Source organism: Saprospiraceae bacterium (genome assembly GCA_016710235.1).
Classification (GTDB): domain Bacteria; phylum Bacteroidota; class Bacteroidia; order Chitinophagales; family Saprospiraceae; genus Vicinibacter.
In genome coordinates, this window is sequence record JADJLG010000001.1 from 984,569 (window position 1) to 1,005,088 (window position 20,520).

Here is a 20,520-nt window from a genome sequence, read left to right on the forward strand (position 1 = left end):
ATTTTCATTATCCTCTAGAGGTTCTGCTTTTTTTGGAGCAAAAAATAATTCCACCGGTTCTTTATTGGGTCATTTCTTTCATCATACAGACTGAAATAAAAGCTGTATTCATATTTTCTGTCTTTCTGGTTTAAAGATCGGACACTTTCACAGCTTTGTCCATCGCCGAGATCAGCCAAAAAGGCGGACAATATCAAACTATTGTTTCGTGAATAGGGAATTTCAAATGCTGACCTTGTTGTTCCCGCCAATGCGTAATAGTCGATGGCCATGTGGTTGATATGAAAAGGCTCATCACTGCTGATTTTCCAAACCTTATCTTCGAATGTAGTCAGCGTTGCCCATTTCACACCGCTTTTATTTCCTCCTTCCTCCGGAACAGAATATGGGATGTAGTTTTTCTTGACAGCCTGGCTGTACAGTCCCATCGTCATCCCTGTCGTTCGATCAGCATATGTATCGCTCGGACCAAAACCAAACCAATCTGTTCTGGACAGATTGAAAGGCGTGTTTACAAACCATCCCAATCGTTCCGGCTCCGGTAAGTCTTTGGCTAAGGACCAGTCCAACTTCAGGACTATACTCATATCGCCTGACTTGTGGAAAGCGTATTCTATTACCATGGGTGCATTTGATGCCAGAGGAAGGGTAGATTCCACACGCAACTTCACGATTTCTGCGGACTTCTCTATAACCTTGATCTCCCTTACAGCTGGGGCGTCGGCGATATGTCTCAATGCGGCTTGTTCTGCTGCACGCCCACAATATCTGTCCGACAGGGTAGGCGCCCGCCATAACATAGGCGTCAATGCATTCTCAATCATCGCCTGTGGTCCCACTTTCATTGTTGAAATAAAACCATTCTTCCGACTAACAGAAGCAGAAAAATAGGGACTGCTCACGAGGATTTCGCCACCGGTTTCATCCAGTTTCAGTTCCGGATAAGCCTTATAATCAGCTCGTAGGGCTGCCTGATATAAAGGCAATTTAAATTGCTCAACTCCCGGATTCAACATCCGTTGCATACCCCTGCTCGTAGTCAGCTCTTGAAGACTAAATTTGATATAGTAATCACTGCCTGGTGCCACATTATCAGTCTGATAATCAATTTTTACTCGTTTTTTCTCGCCGGGTTTGCTTGGATAATCTTCAATTTTTGCTTCTTTGCGCACTCGGCCTTCCTCTTCTACAGTGTAAAACAAATGGTAATTATCGGCTATCTTGAATTGGAGCAAATTGCTGATCTCAAACACGCCCTTTTCCAAATCAATTGCCTTGATCAGAAAGGGTTTGAACGCATTTTTGAAGCCATTGAAGCAAGGGCCCGTCTTGAAATCGGACGACATCAAACCCCTTACACACAAGAAACTGTCAGAGGCTTCGCCGTATTCTCCACCGTATGCATAGTAACTTGCATTTCTTTGATTCAACCGAACTAAGCTTTGTTCATTCCAACTATCGATGAATCCACCCATTACAGAAGGCGCACTGAGCGTGCGTTGCCATAGAGGCTCCAGATCACCAAGAGCATTGCCGAAGGCTGATGCCATAGGCTGGATGAGATAAGGTTTTCCATAATTGGAAAAAGCCGTTTTAGCTGGTCCCAGGATGATATCACCAAACGAAGAACCTTCATCGTCGATACATACCAAAGCGGTTTTATTTTGTTCCTTCAGCCAGGTGGAGGCTTTGATCAGGTTGTCACCTTCACCACAGTTGCGGCCCAGACTCCAAGCAATTATATTGCAACGGTTCTTGTTTCGTTCAAACATGTTTTTGATACGAAACAAAAAAGCTTCGCTGTAATATGCGCGCGAGATCAGTTCTGTCCTTGAAGAGTCCACTCCGGCCAGATCTATATTAGCCTGATCCAATATGTAAATGCCGAACTTCTGAAGGGTCTTGTACCAATGAGGATCGGCGGATCCTTGTGCCGGCATAGCGGCATTAATATTGTTGAGTTTCATCAAGTCTGCCTCATTTTCAATGTCGGCAGGCTGCAAAGTATAGGCCGAGGCAGCATGGTGCTCATTTTTCCAGACACCATGAAGTTTAACTGGTTTTCCATTCGCGAGAAAGACACCATTCTTCACCTCATATTGTCTGAAACCGATAGGATACTGCAATACCTCGACAATCTTGTCAGATTCCATTAAGCTGATTTGAAGATTGTACAATCCCGGCATTTCATCTGACCAGGCCTTGACAGATCTGATATCCGTTTTGAAATTGTACGATTGCTCTGCTTCTTTGGGCACTTCAATGGCCTTGATGGTTTTGAAGACCTCAGACTTCGACTCATCCACTAATGAAACTTGTATTGACATTTTCCTGGATTCGGCGAGATTATTGTGGACCAAGACATCCAGATCCAGTGTACCCGTTTTATATGCGTCTTTCAATCCGGTTTTGGCATAGAAATCCTTTATCCTCGTCTTCGGTCTTGCGACAAGAAATGACTTTCTAAATATTCCTGATAAAAACCACTGCGCGTGTGATTCAAAATAATTGCCATCACAATACCTGAATGCAACGACCGTGATTTCGTTCTGGTCAGGTTTCAGATAAGGTGTGATATGAAATTCTGAACCGGCTCTGGAGTCCTCAGAATATCCTGCTAGAAGGCCATTTACATAAACAAAAAAACCTGAGCTGACTCCTTCAAAGTTTACAAACACATCCATGTCCTTCCAGGTATCCTTCACTTTAAACGTTCTCTTGAACACTTGAACTCCATTATCTTTCTCCGGTGGATAGGGAAAATGAAATCCATCCGGCAATCTGTGATATCGAAATAGTGGCACCCCAAAACCTTTGAGCTCCATACAGGAGGGTACGGGCGTTTCACTCCAGGCCAAACTGGCAAAAGCCTGACTTTCTACTCCCGCGGGCACCTCTTCCGGTCCGGAAAAATATTTGTGTTTCCAAAACCCATTCAGACTTTCGTAACGGTCAGAGTTCTGCATCATACCCGCATCTGCTAGAGATGTGTTTTCAAATGGATAAAAGTCAGTGCGACTCGCTTCCCGGTGAAACTCGAATACCTTGGGATCTTTCCAATAGGTTGGCAGGGTAATAGACCCGGCATTTTTGCTTTGTAGTACAGATTGCTTATCCCCCTCGGAACCTCGCTTACAAGAAGCCATCACAAGCATTGATAACAATACAATAATCCACCTCATGTCACAATTTTTTTCTGAAAGACTCTTTTCGTTATATTTTTGTTTCCCTCTTGATCAAAAATAATTAAAAAAATCAGATCTCTTATGAAAATACGCATCACGGTAATTGCTTTTCTAAGTTGCTGGTCTCTTATGGCCCAAAGACCCTGGCAACAAATCCATGTGGATGTAGTCTATCTATCCTCTGACGACCTCGAAGGTAGAGAAACGGCAGCTCGTGGCGAAAAACTGGCTGCGGAGTATATCTCATCCAGGATGGAAGCTATTGGCCTGGAACCAAAAGGAAATTCCAAGTATTACCAAAGCTTCGATTTCGCATCCAATCCCCATGAAAAGTCTGTAAAAGACAAAAAAGGAACCAACGTCATCGGTTTTCTCAATAGAAATGCAGACAAAACCATCATCATAGGAGCACATTATGATCATCTGGGATTCGGAGCCACAGGCTCATTAGCTGCTAATGACCACAGCATTCATAATGGTGCAGACGACAATGCCAGCGGAATATCGAGCCTTCTTTGGTTGGCTGAACAATTGAGCACTCAAAAAAAATTAGGGGTCAATGTTTTGTTTATCGCTTTCTCAGGAGAAGAGCTGGGCCTTATTGGGTCCAAAGCTTACTGCGAAAATCCGGTGATCCCTATGGAAAAAGTATTAGCCATGATCAATATGGATATGGTTGGACGTCTCAAAGCTGAAAAAAGCTTTGCCATAAGCGGATCAGGTACTGCAAAAGAGTGGAATCAGCTCCTCGAAAAAGTAAAACCCGAAGGATTCAGTTTTACTTTGAGCGAAAGCGGCGTCGGGCCCTCAGATCACACCTCCTTCTACTTGAAATCAATACCGGTTTTACACTTTTTTACAGGAGTTCATACGGATTATCATAAACCAAGTGACGACTCCCCATTGGTCAACTATGAGGGTATTTACCAGATTTCGGGAATTATCTATAACCTTGTATTACAACTATCTTCAGAACCTATGTTGAGTTTTCAAAAAACAAAAGACGAAAATAAAGAACAAGCCGCGGCATTTAAAGTCACTCTGGGCGTGATGCCGGATTATTCATACAGTGGTAACGGCATGCGTGTGGACGCCGTTTTGGATGACAGACCTGCTAAAAAAGCGGGGTTGCTGGGTGGTGATGTCATCGTCAAAGTCGGGGATATGGACATCAAAGATATCTATGCTTATATGAAAGCTCTGAGCAACTATAAAAAGGGTGATAAAACCAAAGTAACAGTAGATCGCAAGGGCGAACAGTTGACATATGAAGTTGAATTTTAATTGAACTTTTCAAACTGTCATGCAACAAATTCCCGGACTGTATTTCGCACCTTCTGTAACCAGCGGCAGGGGCGTGTATTGTAGGGAGGAAATATCTGCCGGCAGTATCATAGAGATCTGCCCTGTAATCATCATCCCTAGTCATGAGGTAGACATCATTCATCATACTGATTTACACGACTATTACTTTGTCTGGGGGCATGATGACGATCAAGCCGCAATCGCGCTTGGCTATGGCTCATTGTACAATCATGCTGACTTTCCAAATGCTTCTTATGTGCTTGACATGGCAGAAAATACCATAGACATCCGTGCGATAAAAAATATCACTGCCGGAGAAGAAATCACCATCAACTATCATGGTGAACCCGGCACCCAAGCTGAGTTGTGGTTTGATGAAAAAGGTCATCGTATCAAAAGGATTAAAGCCTAATTTGGTCTTGACCCGGCACCCAAGACCTGATTTTCGCAAACGGATTTCTGATTGGGAATTCATGTTTGGATGACTTCTTCCTTTGGAAAAAATTAAACCCGGATGTTCGAGTTTGGGATCGCAATGAGAATCAAATTGGTAGTAAAATCAAGAATTTTGACACGACCGAATGGTTCCTTCAAGTGAAAATCGAGTGCTCGATTTCACTCCATAACGAGGGAACCGGGCAATACTTTGCCAGTCATTACGAAGGTTTTTAAGAAAGGAAACTAGTTTCTTTTTATATTATTATGGCATCAATTTTAAAAATAAACTAGTACAGCTGCATGGCTTTTTCAAAAAATCCATTCTTGCAAATTAAGCAAAGCACAAATCAATGCGTTTGTAGATGCTTGGACTCAGAATAGAATTTCAACTACAAAATTTAGTTAACTTATTAATCACTAATGGAAGTGAAATGTACTTCAAACTACAAAAGATTTGCTCGCAAAGCTAGAATCAAATTTCTACCCGGAGCATTGATGCCACTCGCAAAGACTCTATACTGTGTATCAAACAAATTATCAACTCCACATTGGATTGTAAACTGCTTACTCAACAAATAGGACAATCTCAGATTTAAAGTCATCCAAGCCGGCATCCCGTCAGGAGTAGCATACTGCTCGTTGTCTTCTCCGTTGAGATAATAATCTTTAAGCCTTTTTGCAGCGCAATAGATCAAAAAGATTTCGCCATCCATTTTACCAAACTGATACTGCATGGATCCTCTAGCCATGAGTGGTGGAATATGATCCAAGGGTGAATTTTCATTTTCCGCTTTGATGCGACCGTATGTATAGTTCACTCCTGCAGTCCCGGTAAAATGTTTTCCCCATTTAGATTTCCACTGAACATTACATCCATAAATGAAGGCTTTTTCTTTATTTTGATTCGCAAGCACTTGACTCCATGTACCATCATACAATATTGAGTCTTGGCCATTGAAAGTAAACTTGTCCACTACCGCAATATTTCTGTAATCCGTATAATAAATACTCGCATCAAATTGTGAATGGCTGTGTATGATTTTGGTGAATGAGAACTCGTAGTTGATGGTACTTTCCGGTTTCAAATCCTTATTGGGCACAATGACATTTCCTCGAGAAGAAGCAAATATTTTAGAAAGGTCATCAACATTGGGTACTCTGTAACCGGTACTCACTGACAATGAAAACTTCGTATCATTGTCAGGAGTATGAATCAAACCCAGATTTCCTGAATAAGTCGGTGTGTTTTGCTCGATATCAGAATATGGTAGATGAAACAACAATGCAGTGTCTTTCAATGTGGAATGAAGTTTTGTATAACCTCCACGAAGACCGTCAACCAAGGATAGATAATTATTGATTTTCCAGTTATGAGTTATATATAGAGATATCTGGTCCATCCGATTGGTTCCGTCAGGATATCTGGTATCCAGTTTACTTTCCACATCGGTTACGATATTCTTTTTGAATGCAGATGACTTCAGTCTATCCATCTGCGCATCAATACCATATCTGATTTGATGTGCCCTGATTTTTTTATTAAAATGTAATACTAATCCACCCAAATTCACGTCTTCTGTCCGACTATTACGGTTGGAACTATTGAAATTGCGATTGTGCCTACTCTCCTGCAATTGCTGGTAGTTGAGACTTAGGCGCATCACATCAAACCAAGAATTTCCTTTGTAAAAATTCAAATCATATGCTCCCAAAGCCCGAGACTGAGGTCCATAATACCATTCTCCTGATTTCAATAGAGTGCCGGAACCCGGATCAGTGAGTCTGTCGTAACGAGGTACATCAGTAGTATTTGAATATTGCAAATTCAAATTGTGGGATAAAAAGGAATTCTGCATGTACACAAATTTTTGATGGATATCATACTGAGAATATCCGGTTCCAATCTGGAGGTATGGATTGTCATTTAAAATTGCGCTATCTCTTCCTCCTCCCAAATATTCCGAATAATAATTTCTTGTGCCATAAGATGTATCATAAAAAGGATTTTGATTTTTTCCTCCCATTAAATCATTGTATTTAGAATACGAAAATGAAGTCAGTGAGGCAAACTTTCTTTTCCCGTAATTGAATTCTGCATGAGTTGTCCAAGCTTTTGCTGCACTTTCGTATCTGGCTAAAATTCCAAGAGAAGTATTAGCACTATCGTCAGATGACAATTTCGGATCTTTGGTTTGCATATGAATGACGCCACCCAAAGCATCACTTCCATATATCGTAGAAGACGGTCCATACATTATTTCTACAGCTTCCAAACTATTGGGATCGGTTTTGACTATATCCTGCAAATGTCCTGCACGATAGATCAAATTATTCATTCGCACACCATCGAGGACAAGCATGATCCTGCTCGCCTCAAAGCCCCTCAGGACAGGACTTCCCCCGCCTAGTTGACTGCGTTGGACGAATACTCCCTGAGAGGATAACAAGTCAGCTGTAGTATGACTTTGCGATCTTTGAATTTCTTTAGCCCTGATGGTTTTAATGCTTTGAGCTACATTCTTTGCGATGTCTTCGTCTCTATTTGCCGAAATCACCACTTCGTTGAGCGTTAAAGGATCGATGCTATCAATTTTCTGAGCCTGTACTCCTGCACCAATGCCGCCTATACTCAATATTATTGTTAAAATAATTTTTTTCATTTTTTAAAAACAGCTTAATTAATTGTGAGATTCAATAAAGAATCTCATGATGAATATTAAAATAATTTGGTAGGGACAAAAATCCAATTTGACTTCAGATTCATTTATATCTATTTCGTTCATCGCACACAGATTGACCAATGGTCAATCCCTAAGTAATAAATCACCGAAGTATCAAAAAAAATATTTTGTCGAAATTAAATTTCAGATTATAATAAAAAGAATTGGTCTCGCTTGATAAAAAGCTCTTTCAACATACCACTCATTTGTAGAAGTATAAGAAAGTAGATCTTAAAGTAACTCGAACAAAACTTTTTAATATTAAATTAAGCCCATAAGTATTTTGGCGGAGGCGTGTTCAATTCAGTCAATACAAAGTACAATCTATCAATATACCAGAAATTTTTTCTTGGTTTAAAATGTTCTATGAAGACTAGCCATTCGGCATCAGGGCAAGTGTAGGGTATAGATAACCATTTGACAAATTGCAAAAGCAGGCATTGGTCATTGCCTTGACTTTCCCTCAACAGATGCATCAAACACTTCAGTACATGATTTTCATCATCATCTTTTCGTGCCATCAGGTAAATAGAATCTCCTTGAATCTGATGCGACTTGAAATCATACATTTCACCTTTCCATTTGAACTCAAATGTATTGATACGACTTTTCTCAAACTCGTCCAGTGATAGGATGATTTTATTCATATTCTCGTCTTCTTGCTCCAAAGCAAGCCAAACCTCAGCTTTAATCAACCATTGGTGGAGATTTCCGATCATGACAAGTCCTCCTGTCTGCAAGATCAGCAACAGCAAAATCCCGAAAAGAGCTGTTTTTTTCAAACCGCAGGCAAGTTAGCTAACTTTCAATACATACAGACCGCTGTAGATTCCAATTTCTATATTGTAGAAAAATTCCTGGACGAGCTCAATTTAGATTAACTTTCGCATGGAGATGCCTCGGGACGGCTTCAGTGGGTTCAAATGCCCTGGCTTGTTTAGGTTTGTGGCATGGGCAATTGAATCGAAAATCAAATTTCTTTTACCCGGCAAAGCCAAATAATATTTTGTTATTCAAATAAAAACTTATGGATTTCAAAAAAATATTTCAAAATAATGAAAAATGGATACAAGATAAACTGAATCTTGATCCTGACTATTTTGCAAAACTATCACAGGGCCAGAGTCCGCAAATCCTCTACATTGGTTGTTCGGACAGTCGGGTGACTACTGAAGAACTTATGGGCGCCCAACCCGGGGAAATTTTCATCCATCGCAACATAGCCAACATGGTCATCTCTATCGACCTCAACGTGATGGCAGTGATCAACTTTGCAGTCCGCAACCTGAAAGTAAAGCATATTGTAGTTTGTGGTCACTATGAGTGTGGTGGTATCAAGGCAGCTATGACTCCTACAGACATGGGCATCCTCAATCCCTGGTTGCGGAATATCAGAGACGTTTATAGACATCATCAGGAGGATATGGACCAGATCACGGACCCTCAGCTAAAAATCAATCGTCTCACAGAGCTGAATGTACTTGAACAATGTACCAATCTGATTAAAACAGCTGCAGTGCAAGAGGCCTATCTTGAATATGGACTAACCGTACATGGATGGGTGTTTGACATCTATTGTGGTAGGATCATCGACCTTAAAATAGATTATCCGAAAATCCTTAAAGAAATCATGAAAATCTATGATTTGACACAATAGTGGGAGCATCAGAAATGCTTATTCTGGTTCAAATCCAAGGATAAAGTTGAACTCTCCGTAACTTTTCCAGCTTGCACCCTGCTCCTTGAGCCAGGGCTTGTCAAATCCAATGCCATAGTTGAATCCTAGGAGTCCAAACATCGGAAGGAATACTCTGGCGCCGATCCCGGCAGAACGCTTCATGTCAAACGGATTGAACTGGCTCAGTTTCTGCCACTGATTTCCTCCTTGCACAAATCCCAAGACATAAATGGACGCACTCGGGTTGAGTGATAGAGGATATCTAAGTTCGACAGTGTATTTGTTGAACACCGTTGCATCATCACGTGTAGAAGAGTTTTCAGTGGATTTATCTGCGGAGTTGCGAGCCCAGATATCATTTACAGTATAACCCCTCATTGAGATGATATCGCGGCCGGTAATGGTATAGGATTGATTGTTGAGTCCATCTCCTCCCAGTACAAATCTTTCAAATGGAGGAGTTCCTACTTTAGTCTGGTAAGCTCCCAGAAATCCCAGTTTGGCATTACAAGCCAGGACGAGTTTGTTCACAAGATTGAAATACCATTCACCGTCAACGCGCCATTTGTGGTATTCTACCCATCTAAATCTTTCATTGAGAGTACCTTGCGAAGGATCCCAGGATTGTCTAAAAAGTGAGTAGGGTGGTGTCAATTGCACACTCACGCTGAATCTCGAGCCGGATCTTGGAAAAAGCGGATCGGCGACTGTATTTCTCGCCAGAGTTTGTTTGATACTGATATTGTAAAAGTCACCGTTGTTTACCGTACTTCCTCTGTAATTAAACCCATAGTAATCACTCAGACGGATCCTTTCCATGTTGAGGGTAGTACTTGTGATGAAGTTGTCGTCAGGTTTTTTAAGCTGAGATCCTAAAGTGGCAAATCCGCGAATAATGTTGAATTTTCCTCCACCGGTACTTTCATAGTTGATCCCTGAATAAGAAGCTCCCACAGTGAACGAGTTTGGTTTTTTGCCTCCCAGCCAGGGTTCAGTAAATGAAAAAGTATAGGACTGGAAATATCTACCATTGGACTGTGCACGCAAAGACAATTTCTGTCCGTCTCCCTGAGGAAGCGGGCTCCAGCTGGATTTTTTAAAAAGATTTCGTGTCGAAAAATTATTGAATACTACACCCAAAGTCCCAATCAGGCCATAAGCACTCCAGCCTGCTGAGAGCTCAAGCTGATCTGAAGGTCTTTCTTCCAGAGTATATTCTATGTCAACAGTACCTCTTTTAGGATTTACGGGAGTATTGATCCCTATAGTTTCTGGGTTAAAATAGCCCAGAGCCATGATGGCTCTTTGGGAGCGAATGATATCCGTTCTGCTGAACTTTTGACCTGGTCTGGTTCGCAGCTCTCTGCGAATCACGTGTTCGTGAGTACGGTCATTGCCCTGAATCGTTACTCTGTCAATTGTCGCTTGAGAACCTTCAGTGATGCGCACTTCAATATCTACGCTGTCCTTGTAAACTCCAAGTTCAACTGGCTCCGCTCTAAAAAACAAATACCCTTCGTCCATATACAGACTGCTCACATCTCTTCCGTCCTGACTAAAAGAAAGTCGTTTTTGAAGAAGTTCCTCATTGTACACGTCACCTTTCTGTATTCCCAGTACATTCTTGATATGCTCCTCAGTGTACAGTGTATTTCCTTTGACACTGATGTCGCGGAAGTAATACCTGTCACCTTCTTCTACATTCATGTGAATTCTGATCCTCCCAGATTTTGTTCTCCAGACTGAGTCGCTGACTATACTTGCATCTCTATAGCCCTTGTTTCGATAATATGCCAATATCAGGTCCTTGTCCTTCTCGTAATCCTCTTCGATGAACTTAGATTTCGAAAATATCTTCCATAGCCGTTTAGTTTTATCCATTTTCCTGCGAAGACTTCTGTCGGACGCATACTGATTTCCATCAAACGTGATATTGGATATTCTTACCTTTTTGCCTTTGCGAATGTCTATTCCTAGTTTGACAGCATTGTCTTTTTTGTCATCGATAGTTTCCGTCAGAGCGACTTTTACGTCTAAGTAGCCTTTGTCACGATAATGGTCCTCAATCCCCCTAATGACATTCTCTTTGACATCCTCAGTCAGGATGCTGTTCTTGATGAGTTGCCTGTTCACGATTTCGTTGAGATCGTCATGTGCACTTTTTTTAACTCCTTTAAATTTGTGTGAGGCGTATCTGGGTTTTTCTTTGACCCTGATCTCGACAAAGGCAACATCTCCCGTTATTTTAGAAAACACGATATCTACGTCAGAAAAAAGTTTCTGCCTGTAAACTGCCTTAATAGCAGCTGGAATCTCCGGTCCCGGAAGGCTTACTTTTTTGCCTATTCTCAAGCCCGAAACGGCGATGATGGCTTTTTCATCACTGGTTTGGTTTCCCGATACACTTATTCCTCCTATTTCATAGGCCTTTTCACGATCGTATTCTACAAACCTTCCCTGCGCAGAAAGCAGACTAAAAGACAGGATCCCCAATGCGAAAACGTAAAATTTTATCATATCAGACATTGTAAACAACACAAACGATAGTCGCTTGCTTTCTTCAGATTTGTGAAATCAGGGGTCAAAGGTAATCAATCTGTCCGATTGTACCACCGCTGCCTAAACGGAGCATTGATTGGATTATTTTAGAGTTTTAATGATTTTTTATCAGTTCTGACGGATCTGCTCAGAAGTCTTGCCAAAACGCCTTTCTCTCGATTGAAAATCGAGGATTGCGCGATATAAATCTTCTTTTCTAAAGTCAGGCCAAAGTGTTTCGGTAAAATACAATTCAGTATAAGCTATCTGCCAAAGCAGAAAATTGGAAATCCGTTGTTCGCCACTCGTGCGAATCAAAAGCTCCGGATCAGGAATCCCCTTGGTATCTAGATAATTCCCAAAGTTGTTTTCATCGATGGGATTATCGAGTTGGCCTCTTTGGATTGCGTCAACGATTTTGTTGACGGCGAGGGCAATTTCCCACCGAGCGCTGTAGTTTAAAGCCAGAATTAGATTCATTCCTGTATTTGCATTGGTCTGCTTGATGGCTGCCTGCAGTGCGAGACGTGTGGTATCAGGAAGCTTACTAAGATCACCAATGGAGCTAAGTTTGATATTATTTTTCTGAAGTGTATTCAACTCCAGACCTATTGTATCCACAAGGAGAGACATCAAACCAATGACTTCTGCCATGGGGCGATTCCAGTTCTCCGTTGAGAAAGCGTACAAGGTAAGAAACTGAACGCCGAGTTCTGCACTAGCTTCTGTGATCTCCCTGACAGATTTTACTCCGTTTTTATGACCAAATAGCCGAGGCTGTCCAGATTGTTTTGCCCATCGACCATTTCCATCCATGATGATAGCAATATGCTTCGGGATGGCACCCTGTATCTGCTTTTTGAGGTCGTCCATAGCCCAAAGTTATATTATTTTTGGAGATTTGATCCAAGACTGTAAATGGTGAATTGTTGGATCTGTCTTCTCTCCAACTGTTGCAGTTCATTAAATTGTTTCTTATAATAAAAATGCAAATACCTACTGGTGTGGAGATGAAAATTTGTTGTAATCAATCCATTGTTTATAATTTTATACTTGGAAAAAATAAATATTGGGACAAGGATTGGATGACAATATTGCTTATTAATGTTGTACTACTAAATTTGTGTTAATAATTGAACTATTATTGATTTAAATTTGAACATTTTAAATTCTGTTCAATAAATTATTAATTTTAATAGGATAGCAATAATTAGCTTCACTCATAAGTTATGAAATTAATATACAATTATACAAAATATTTTCTCCAAATTTGATTAATAAAAAATTTTAGGCTTCCTTTATTAATAAAGAGAATTCAGGTCCATTGCCAGTTTGAATCTATTTTGAGATTAATTATTGGAATAACGCTTCAAAATCCTATGGAACAATAACTTTATATGTTCTAATTGTAATCTTACTCATAGTTCTATCTTGCTCTGGAAGGCTTAATTTACGAAAGTAGACTCGCTTTGGAAATACGATTTTATTAAAGTCTTCCGACCTTCGACTCCGAATATTGTGAAATCTTGTACATTTGTTTTTCTCACAGTACTTTCAAAGTCCATGTACCACATTGTCCTTAGTTTTCTGACTTCCTTTATACTGACCTATGTGGCTATTCCTTCTATCATTAAAATAGCGAAGGAAAAACGTCTAATGGATGAACCGGGAGGCCGTCGGGTTCACCAGAACAGTATTCCTACCTTAGGCGGAATTGCAATCTTCGCAGGTGTGATTTTTTCCATTATTCTCTGGACCCCTTTTCAGGTTTTTGGAAACCTTCAGTACATCCTTTGTGCTTTCATTATCATTTTCTTGATTGGCGCCAAGGACGACATCATTCCGATCACTCCTTACAAAAAATTGCTTGGTCAACTATTTGCCTGCAGCATATTGGTTTTTATAGCTAAAATTCGGCTTACCGGAATGTATGGCATTTTTGGATTTTACTGGATTCCGGAGTGGCTTGCTGTTAGTCTTTCTATCTTCACTTTACTTGTTATTGTCAATTCTTTCAACCTGATAGATGGTATAAATGGTCTAAGTGCCGGCCTTGGGATTTTAATCTGTATGACTTTTGGTCTTTGGTTTTACATCACTGATCAGATCATACTTTGTATGCTGAGTTTTTCTCTGATCGGCTCCCTCACCGCGTTTCTTAAGTACAATGTCACACCTGCAAAAATCTTTATGGGTGACACCGGATCGCTGCTGGTAGGATTAATCTGTGGCATACTTGCCATTCGTTTTATCGAATTGCATAAAGACATCCCGTCCGTAGAATATAAATTTATCTCTGCTCCTGCTGTCGCGATAGGCATTCTATTCATTCCTTTGTACGACATGCTACGCGTATTCATAGTCAGGATCATCAGTGGCAAATCTCCCTTTCATCCAGACCGACTTCATGTACATCATATGATGCTGGATGCCGGATGTAGCCATATGCAGGCGAGTTTAATTTTGGTTAGCATAAATGCATTAAGCATTTTCCTTGTTCTCCAATTTCGGGACCTCGGCAACATGAAATTGTTAATCATTTTATTTTCTTTTGGATTGACGATGACTTTTGTCCTCAGGACCATCATTCGCAAAAGGACATCATTACAACAAATTAATCATTAAAAATTTGATCCAAAAAATAATTTTAGTGATGTTGGGTGGAGGTATTGGAAGCGTATTGCGATACCTGATCAATCTTTGGGTGCCTTTCACTCCTTATCCATTTGTTTCTACATTATCAGCGAATATTCTGAGTAGTTTTGTGCTTGGAATTTTTTCTTCTATACTTATCCTTCATCCTGAACGCAGTTGGATATTGTACTTGGTCATTATAGGATTTTGTGGCGGTCTGAGCACGTTCTCTACCTTTAGTTCAGAAATATTTCATTTTATTCGGCAGGAAAAATATACACTTCTACTCTCCTATGTCGCTTTAAGTGTTTGCCTTTGCGTAATAGCTGTCACTGCCGGTTATTTTCTTTCAAGAAAATTTGTCAGCTAATAAACCGTGACGATTATTGTCACTCAGTTTTTATGATAAAATTTTGAGAATTTAATTTTGACTAGAATCCGGAAAGTTCTTCCTAACTCTTCTGTGCACACAGGATAAATGCAGGTGGCAAATTCAAAGGCTGAAATTTGACTTTAACCTCCCCGAAAACTTTTTGATACAATTTCTTTTTCATGAGACTGTAATGGATTTGAACAAAATAAGATCCAGAATTCATTACATCTTGGCACTTTTTTAATATCTTTTCACATTCTTGATCACTCAACATGACAAAAGGAATAGCAGACACAACACTATTTGCTATCGGAAATTGATATTGCTGCATATATTCTTGTAGCCTCTCGGCGGTATCTTCAACCACAATTAAACGATTGTCAGGAATTTTCCTCAATTGTTTGCAAAACTCCGGATTGACTTCGAATATCATCAATCTTGCATCTTTTTGCATAGCATCCAAAATATGTTGTGTGATTGCTCCGTCTCCGGCTCCAAGCTCCAAAATAAATTTTGCATCTTTTATCTGTGCTTTCTTTACCATCATCTTGCTGACAAATGATGAAGACCTGGTAATAGTCCCAACTTCCTTTAAGTGCTTCAATCCTTGTCTAACAAATGAAATTCCCATTTTTATCCTAATTCCGTCTCAAATAATCCATGTAAAGTATAATGTCTGGTTGTTTTAATACGTAATCTATTAGTTTCTTTCTTTCCGGTTTTTCTCCCTGATAAAAAACTACCAGTCGTGACACAGCCTCAGAATCGCCCAGTTCTTTGAGTCGAACTTGTTCTGCTTCGCGAAAGCTGGTGAAATTGCCAATGTAATATTGTGTTTTGTTTCGGTTGGGTTCTTGGATTGCAAATTGAGGATACAGATTATTCCCAATGAGCGGATGAGTAAATAGCTGATCTGATTCACCAATCAGGATTGAATATCGGATCCCGGATTGCGACTCCGGATATCCGGAATTGAACGCATATTTGACATTTCCCTGCATGGCCGGCAAAGTATAATGGACACGTACCGGACTTGAATCCGGAGCAAAAAAACGAAATTCTATCCTTTTGTTCCATCGATCTGAAAGTGCAGTATTCACGTGATCTGAGCGATCCGAGACCGCGATTGGGTATGAATTACCTGCAGCTACTATGGTTAAGCGCTTTTCATCAATTCTCTTCTGAATCAGAGCAGCTCTGATCAATTCCGCCCGTTTGAGCGAAGAATACAAATTGACTGCGGATTGGATTTGATCGTAAGAGTGGGCTATAATCTGTAGTTTGAGGTCTGGATGGAGCTTGAGTATTTCAATAATTTTATCCAGCTGAGATTGATTTTTATTTTCATCCAGAATATTATCTGTTTTGTAATAAAGCGCATCTACCTGGTAGTCTATTGTTTTAATCAAGGCCGGGTTTAAATTTTCATCTTGAAATACAGTGAGATTGGCGCTGATAGACAGCCTTGCGCTATCTGAAAGATTGTACCATTCTTGCAAAGCAGAGATCTCCGCAGTATAAAGTTGTTCAGGCCTCTCTTCTTTAAAGTAAACTGAAAAAACGTCCCTCTTGCCTTTACTCAGATTCTTTCGGTCAGAAGTCATAAAGGCCGTGATGGCATCGTCTCCTAGTCTGAAGAACAGATCGTCTCCCCCCGAATTTATTGGCATAAGCATCTGCTCTGGAAAAGACCAACCCCCGGTTTCAGGTAAAAATGCCGTTTTGAAAACATCAAAGCCTCCTATGCTTTGCAGATTGTTGCTAGAAAAATATACAGTCCTGCCATCCTGCGCGATATAAGGACATATTTCGTGATAAGGACCATTTACTTTTGGTCCTAAATTAATGGGCCTGGACCAGCCTTTATCTGTAAGTAAAGACAAATAAAGATCATATCCGCCATATCCGCCCATCCTTTTACTGCTGAACACCAATAGAGAATCTTTGAAAAAACATCCCGAATAATCTCCGATTTCGCCTAACATCGGTATTTGGATTGGATAATGTAAATTTTGAATTTTCTCCCCATGAAATGTATCTGATAAAATGAGTCCCTGATTGTCCGACCAACCGCTGAAATAAATCAAAGTTTGCCCATCTTGCACCAAGTCAATGATCTGATCGTTTCTAGAACTCTGAATCAGCGAATTTGCTTTTTGTGGCTTAGTCCATGAGCCTTGCTCCAGGCTACTGAAAAAGATATCTGCCCGGTCTTTTCCATCCTTGAGATCTATTTCTCCTGATTCGTTTCTTTTTCCACCTTCGTTATCCTCTCTTACAGCACTGAAATAGATCCTGGATCGGCGCGATTTACTTGGTACTACTGCATATTCATCTTCGACTGTATTTACACCGGCTCCAATAGCTTCTATTAGCGCAACGGCTTCTTTCTTGCGCATGGCTATACCATTAGAACATCTCAACACCTCATTTTGGATCTCTCTTTTAGCTTCAAGATCTTTTTTTGAAAGATCTTTATAGTACTTCTTGTAATACTGAATCGCTGAACGAAAGTCTCCCTGATGAACAGATGCTTTTGCTAAGTATAGAAAACTCGCTTTTCTATACTTCTTTTTCTCTGAGGAGATAGAAAAGGCTTGAATCGCTTCTGTAAGTCTGTTGGCCTCAAAATAACTGATGCCTGCTTTGAAAATATCTCCTTTGTCTTTTGTGACTTTTGGCCAGGATTTCTGGTAATAATCCGCAGCTTCGTTATAATTCCCCCTCTTGAATGCTTCTTCTGCTAACTCCTTAAATCTACTCAATGACTGCGCCTGAAGAAATGCTGAGGTCAACATTACAACCGATAAAAGCACAAACTGCAAGTTAAAAGTGATCTTCATCCTGAAGATTAGATCGTTTGTTTGGTATCAAATTTTTCGAGATAGTCTCCGATTCTTTTCAGAAAAGATCCTCCGAGTGATCCATCAACTACGCGATGGTCGTAAGAAAGGGATAGGAACATCATATGCCGTATAGCGATGACGTCTCCATCTTCTGTCTCGATTACCGCCGGTTTTTTTGTTATGGTTCCTGTTGCTAGAATTGCAACTTGGGGTTGATTAATGATCGGTGTGCCCATTACATTTCCAAATGTACCCACGTTGGTTAATGTAAAACTGCCCTCTTGAATTTCTTCAGGTTTAAGCTTATTGGCTCGAGCTCGAGAGGCTAGATCGTTGACCTGATAAGTCAAGCCGGCAAGATTGAGTCTGTCTGCATTTTTGATCACCGGAACAATAAGATTTCCGCTGGGTAGAGCTGCTGCCATCCCTATATTGATATCTCTCTTCACCAAAATCCTGTTTCCATCTACAGAAACATTGATCATTGGATAATCTTTGATAGCTCTGCAAACTGCCTCGATGAATAATGGAGTAAAGGTGATCTTCTGACCATATTTTTTTGCAAACTCATCTTTTACTTTATCTCTCCACTTGACCATTCCGGTAACATCTACTTCTACGAATGAAGTAACATGGGGCGAAGTCTGCTTGCTCATCACCATGTGATCTGCTATCAGCTTCCTCATGCGATCCATCTCAACGATCTCAACAGCTCCGCTCATCGAAGCTGATGAACTGAATGTCGGTGTTGAAGAAGCCGAAATACTCTTGCTCGATTTTGTTTCAATGATAGTAGTTGGAACGCTTGGTTTCGACTGTGGTCTTCCTGTTTCCAGAAAATGTATCACATCTCTCTTTGTTACGCGGCCTCCTTCTCCTGTACCTTGAATCGAATCTAATTCCTGCCTGCTGATATTCTCTTGTTTGGCAATACTTTTTACGAGTGGTGAATAAAATCTATTCTCTGTTTCAATTTGAGCTTGCTGATCTGTTGAAACCTGAATTGACCGAGCTGGCGTGGGTGTTGTCGAAGCGCTTACTGCCGGAGCAGGTTTGCTTGATATTTCACTTTCAGGACTTGAATCCCCGGTCAATATATGAGCGATGACTGCACCAACCGGAACCACAGCATTCTCATCAAAAAGCAACTTACCCATGACTCCTTTTGAGGGTGATGGTATTTCGCTATCTACCTTATCCGTTGCAATTTCAAGGATTGTTTCCTCTGCTTCAACCGGATCTCCTTCCTTTTTAAGCCACTTCAGGATAGTCGCTTCAATGATGCTTTCTCCCATTTTAGGCATGATCAACTCCAACTTTGCCATATTCAGCTTTTTCTGAGGCAAAGGTAATCAAAAATGAAGGCCTCTTGACCGATTATTGGAGGTATTGGAGATGCTCCAATGCCAAGAGGAAGGATTGGTTTGTCGCAGCTTCAATATTTCTGGTGCGATCACTTTTGAGTTGTAATTTTTTGACTCTCATTTGTTTGGAGTTTCCAACCGCAATCCAGATTGTGCCGACCGGGTTTTCTTCTGTACCTCCACCAGGTCCTGCTATTCCTGTTGACGCAATCGCTATATCCGATCCGGAGACACTGCATGCACCAAGTAGCATCATTTTCACTGTTTCCTCGCTTACAACACCACGTTCTTCGATTGTTTGTTCCGGAACGGACAGTACTTTTTCCTTCATTAAATTGCTATAGCTAACTACTCCGCCAAGAAAATAATCTGAGGATCCGGAGTGAGAGCTTATTCTGTGAGAAATCAATCCTCCTGTACAGCTCTCCGCCGTACTCAAAGTCAATCCTAATGCTTTCAATCTTCTTCCCAATATTAGTGCTAAGGGCAATGAACTGTCTGCCAACACATTTTTGTCCAGTGCAGTTTTAATCCGCTCCATGTAGTGCTTGATGTTCTCTTTCAAATCAACCCCAAGCTTTTCATCTCCTGTTAATCTCAACGTTACTGTGCCAATAGAAGGTAAATATGCCAGTTTAATCGCCTCCGGCAAGTCTGTCAAAAGGGGTTCAATGATTTCAGCAATAGCTGTTTCTCCCATGCCACCGATCAGAATTGATTCATGCAATAAGCCACCCTGACGACCTAGCCAGCCCAAGTGCTCGGACAGACTATTCTGTAATATGAAGTCCATTTCATAAGGTACACCCGGCATTGCACAATAAACTTTTCCGCCATGCTCTATGAATATTCCTAAAGCTGTTCCAAGCGGGTTCTCCAGCAATACAGCGTTTTCAGGTATATAACACTGAACTTTCTGGATCTCATTCATAGATATTCCACGCTTTTCCAAATATTGTTTGACATGGAGTTCACATCTATCGCTATAGACAAGTGGTACAGCTAAAAATGCTGCCAACGCTTCTTTTGTAATATCATCTCTGGTCGGACCTAATCCCCCACTGATCAAAATCACATCAGAGTCTAAAGAAGCTTGTGCAAGTACTTTAATAATTTCCTCTTGGCGGTCTTGTACACAATACTTTTTTTGTATGGATAAACCTAAAGAAAATAAATACTCTGCTGCTCTTACTGAATTTGTATCTACCACTTGACCCAGCAAAAGCTCATCACCTACTCCAATAAATGAAACGTTCATGTAAAATTGATTTCGTTCAATTCAAAACGTCTCACATCGTGAAAAGATTTGAGGGGATGTTATTTTACCAATGTACGGAAAAAAATTATCTCCCAAAATCAATAAGTATTACTCAGAATTCCTTGTGTAAAGGAAAACTTAAATCTTGGAAAGAAAAAAAGGAAATTTGTGAAAAAAATCT

General features: G+C 40.5%; 14 protein-coding genes. 5 read left to right on the forward strand and 9 right to left on the reverse strand.

Annotated elements, in window-relative coordinates:
- Positions 1–14: 14 nt before the first annotated feature.
- Complete coding sequence (locus IPI99_04120; protein MBK7339699.1) at positions 15–3,182, reverse strand: hypothetical protein; 3,168 nt, start codon at positions 3,180–3,182, stop codon at positions 15–17.
- An 84-nt stretch (positions 3,183–3,266) separates the two neighbouring features.
- Here IPI99_04120 and IPI99_04125 point away from each other — a divergent pair, with 84 nt between their 5' ends.
- Both IPI99_04125 and IPI99_04130 read left to right on the forward strand, forming a co-directional pair.
- Positions 3,267–4,469: a M28 family peptidase gene (locus IPI99_04125; GenBank protein ID MBK7339700.1), complete on the forward strand. Its 1,203-nt coding sequence runs from the start codon at positions 3,267–3,269 to the stop codon at positions 4,467–4,469.
- A gap of 19 nt (positions 4,470–4,488) precedes the next feature.
- On the forward strand, positions 4,489–4,902 hold the full coding sequence (locus IPI99_04130) for an SET domain-containing protein-lysine N-methyltransferase (GenBank protein MBK7339701.1): 414 nt from the start codon (positions 4,489–4,491) through the stop codon (positions 4,900–4,902).
- A 469-nt stretch (positions 4,903–5,371) separates the two neighbouring features.
- On the opposite strand, the gene IPI99_04135 is transcribed toward IPI99_04130, so the two are convergent.
- Entirely contained in the window at positions 5,372–7,588 is a 2,217-nt protein-coding gene (locus IPI99_04135) for a TonB-dependent receptor (protein MBK7339702.1), read from the reverse strand.
- Positions 7,589–7,914: 326 nt separating this feature from the next.
- A complete protein-coding gene (locus IPI99_04140) occupies positions 7,915–8,430 on the reverse strand; it encodes a hypothetical protein (protein MBK7339703.1) in 516 nt (171 codons plus the stop codon).
- A gap of 245 nt (positions 8,431–8,675) precedes the next feature.
- Between IPI99_04140 and IPI99_04145 the strand changes: the two genes are divergently transcribed.
- On the forward strand, positions 8,676–9,305 hold the full coding sequence (locus tag IPI99_04145; GenBank protein ID MBK7339704.1) for a carbonic anhydrase: 630 nt from the start codon (positions 8,676–8,678) through the stop codon (positions 9,303–9,305).
- Positions 9,306–9,323: 18 nt separating this feature from the next.
- Here the strand turns inward: IPI99_04145 and bamA are convergent, their stop codons facing one another.
- Together bamA and IPI99_04155 are read right to left on the reverse strand one after the other, a co-directional pair.
- Complete coding sequence (gene bamA, locus IPI99_04150) at positions 9,324–11,843, reverse strand: outer membrane protein assembly factor BamA (GenBank protein ID MBK7339705.1); 2,520 nt, start codon at positions 11,841–11,843, stop codon at positions 9,324–9,326.
- Positions 11,844–11,993: 150 nt separating this feature from the next.
- Positions 11,994–12,737: an isoprenyl transferase gene (locus tag IPI99_04155; GenBank protein MBK7339706.1), complete on the reverse strand. Its 744-nt coding sequence runs from the start codon at positions 12,735–12,737 to the stop codon at positions 11,994–11,996.
- Between the two features lie 690 nt (positions 12,738–13,427).
- Here IPI99_04155 and IPI99_04160 point away from each other — a divergent pair.
- Positions 13,428–14,489: an undecaprenyl/decaprenyl-phosphate alpha-N-acetylglucosaminyl 1-phosphate transferase gene (locus IPI99_04160; GenBank protein ID MBK7339707.1), complete on the forward strand. Its 1,062-nt coding sequence runs from the start codon at positions 13,428–13,430 to the stop codon at positions 14,487–14,489.
- 4 nt (positions 14,490–14,493) lie between these two features.
- On the forward strand, positions 14,494–14,868 hold the full coding sequence (locus IPI99_04165) for a CrcB family protein (protein ID MBK7339708.1): 375 nt from the start codon (positions 14,494–14,496) through the stop codon (positions 14,866–14,868).
- 82 nt (positions 14,869–14,950) lie between these two features.
- Here IPI99_04165 and IPI99_04170 read toward each other — a convergent pair whose 3' ends face one another.
- Genes IPI99_04170 through IPI99_04185 form a run of 4 tightly spaced genes read right to left on the reverse strand, consistent with a single transcriptional unit; the run spans position 14,951 to position 20,339 of the window.
- Positions 14,951–15,502 (reverse strand): hypothetical protein, encoded by a 552-nt coding sequence (locus IPI99_04170; GenBank protein ID MBK7339709.1) that lies wholly within the window; start codon positions 15,500–15,502, stop codon positions 14,951–14,953.
- Positions 15,503–15,509: 7 nt separating this feature from the next.
- Entirely contained in the window at positions 15,510–17,714 is a 2,205-nt protein-coding gene (locus tag IPI99_04175; protein MBK7339710.1) for an OmpA family protein, read from the reverse strand.
- 8 nt (positions 17,715–17,722) lie between these two features.
- Positions 17,723–19,042 (reverse strand): 2-oxo acid dehydrogenase subunit E2, encoded by a 1,320-nt coding sequence (locus IPI99_04180; protein MBK7339711.1) that lies wholly within the window; start codon positions 19,040–19,042, stop codon positions 17,723–17,725.
- Positions 19,043–19,094: 52 nt separating this feature from the next.
- Positions 19,095–20,339 (reverse strand): CinA family nicotinamide mononucleotide deamidase-related protein, encoded by a 1,245-nt coding sequence (locus IPI99_04185; protein ID MBK7339712.1) that lies wholly within the window; start codon positions 20,337–20,339, stop codon positions 19,095–19,097.
- Positions 20,340–20,520: the final 181 nt, after the last annotated feature.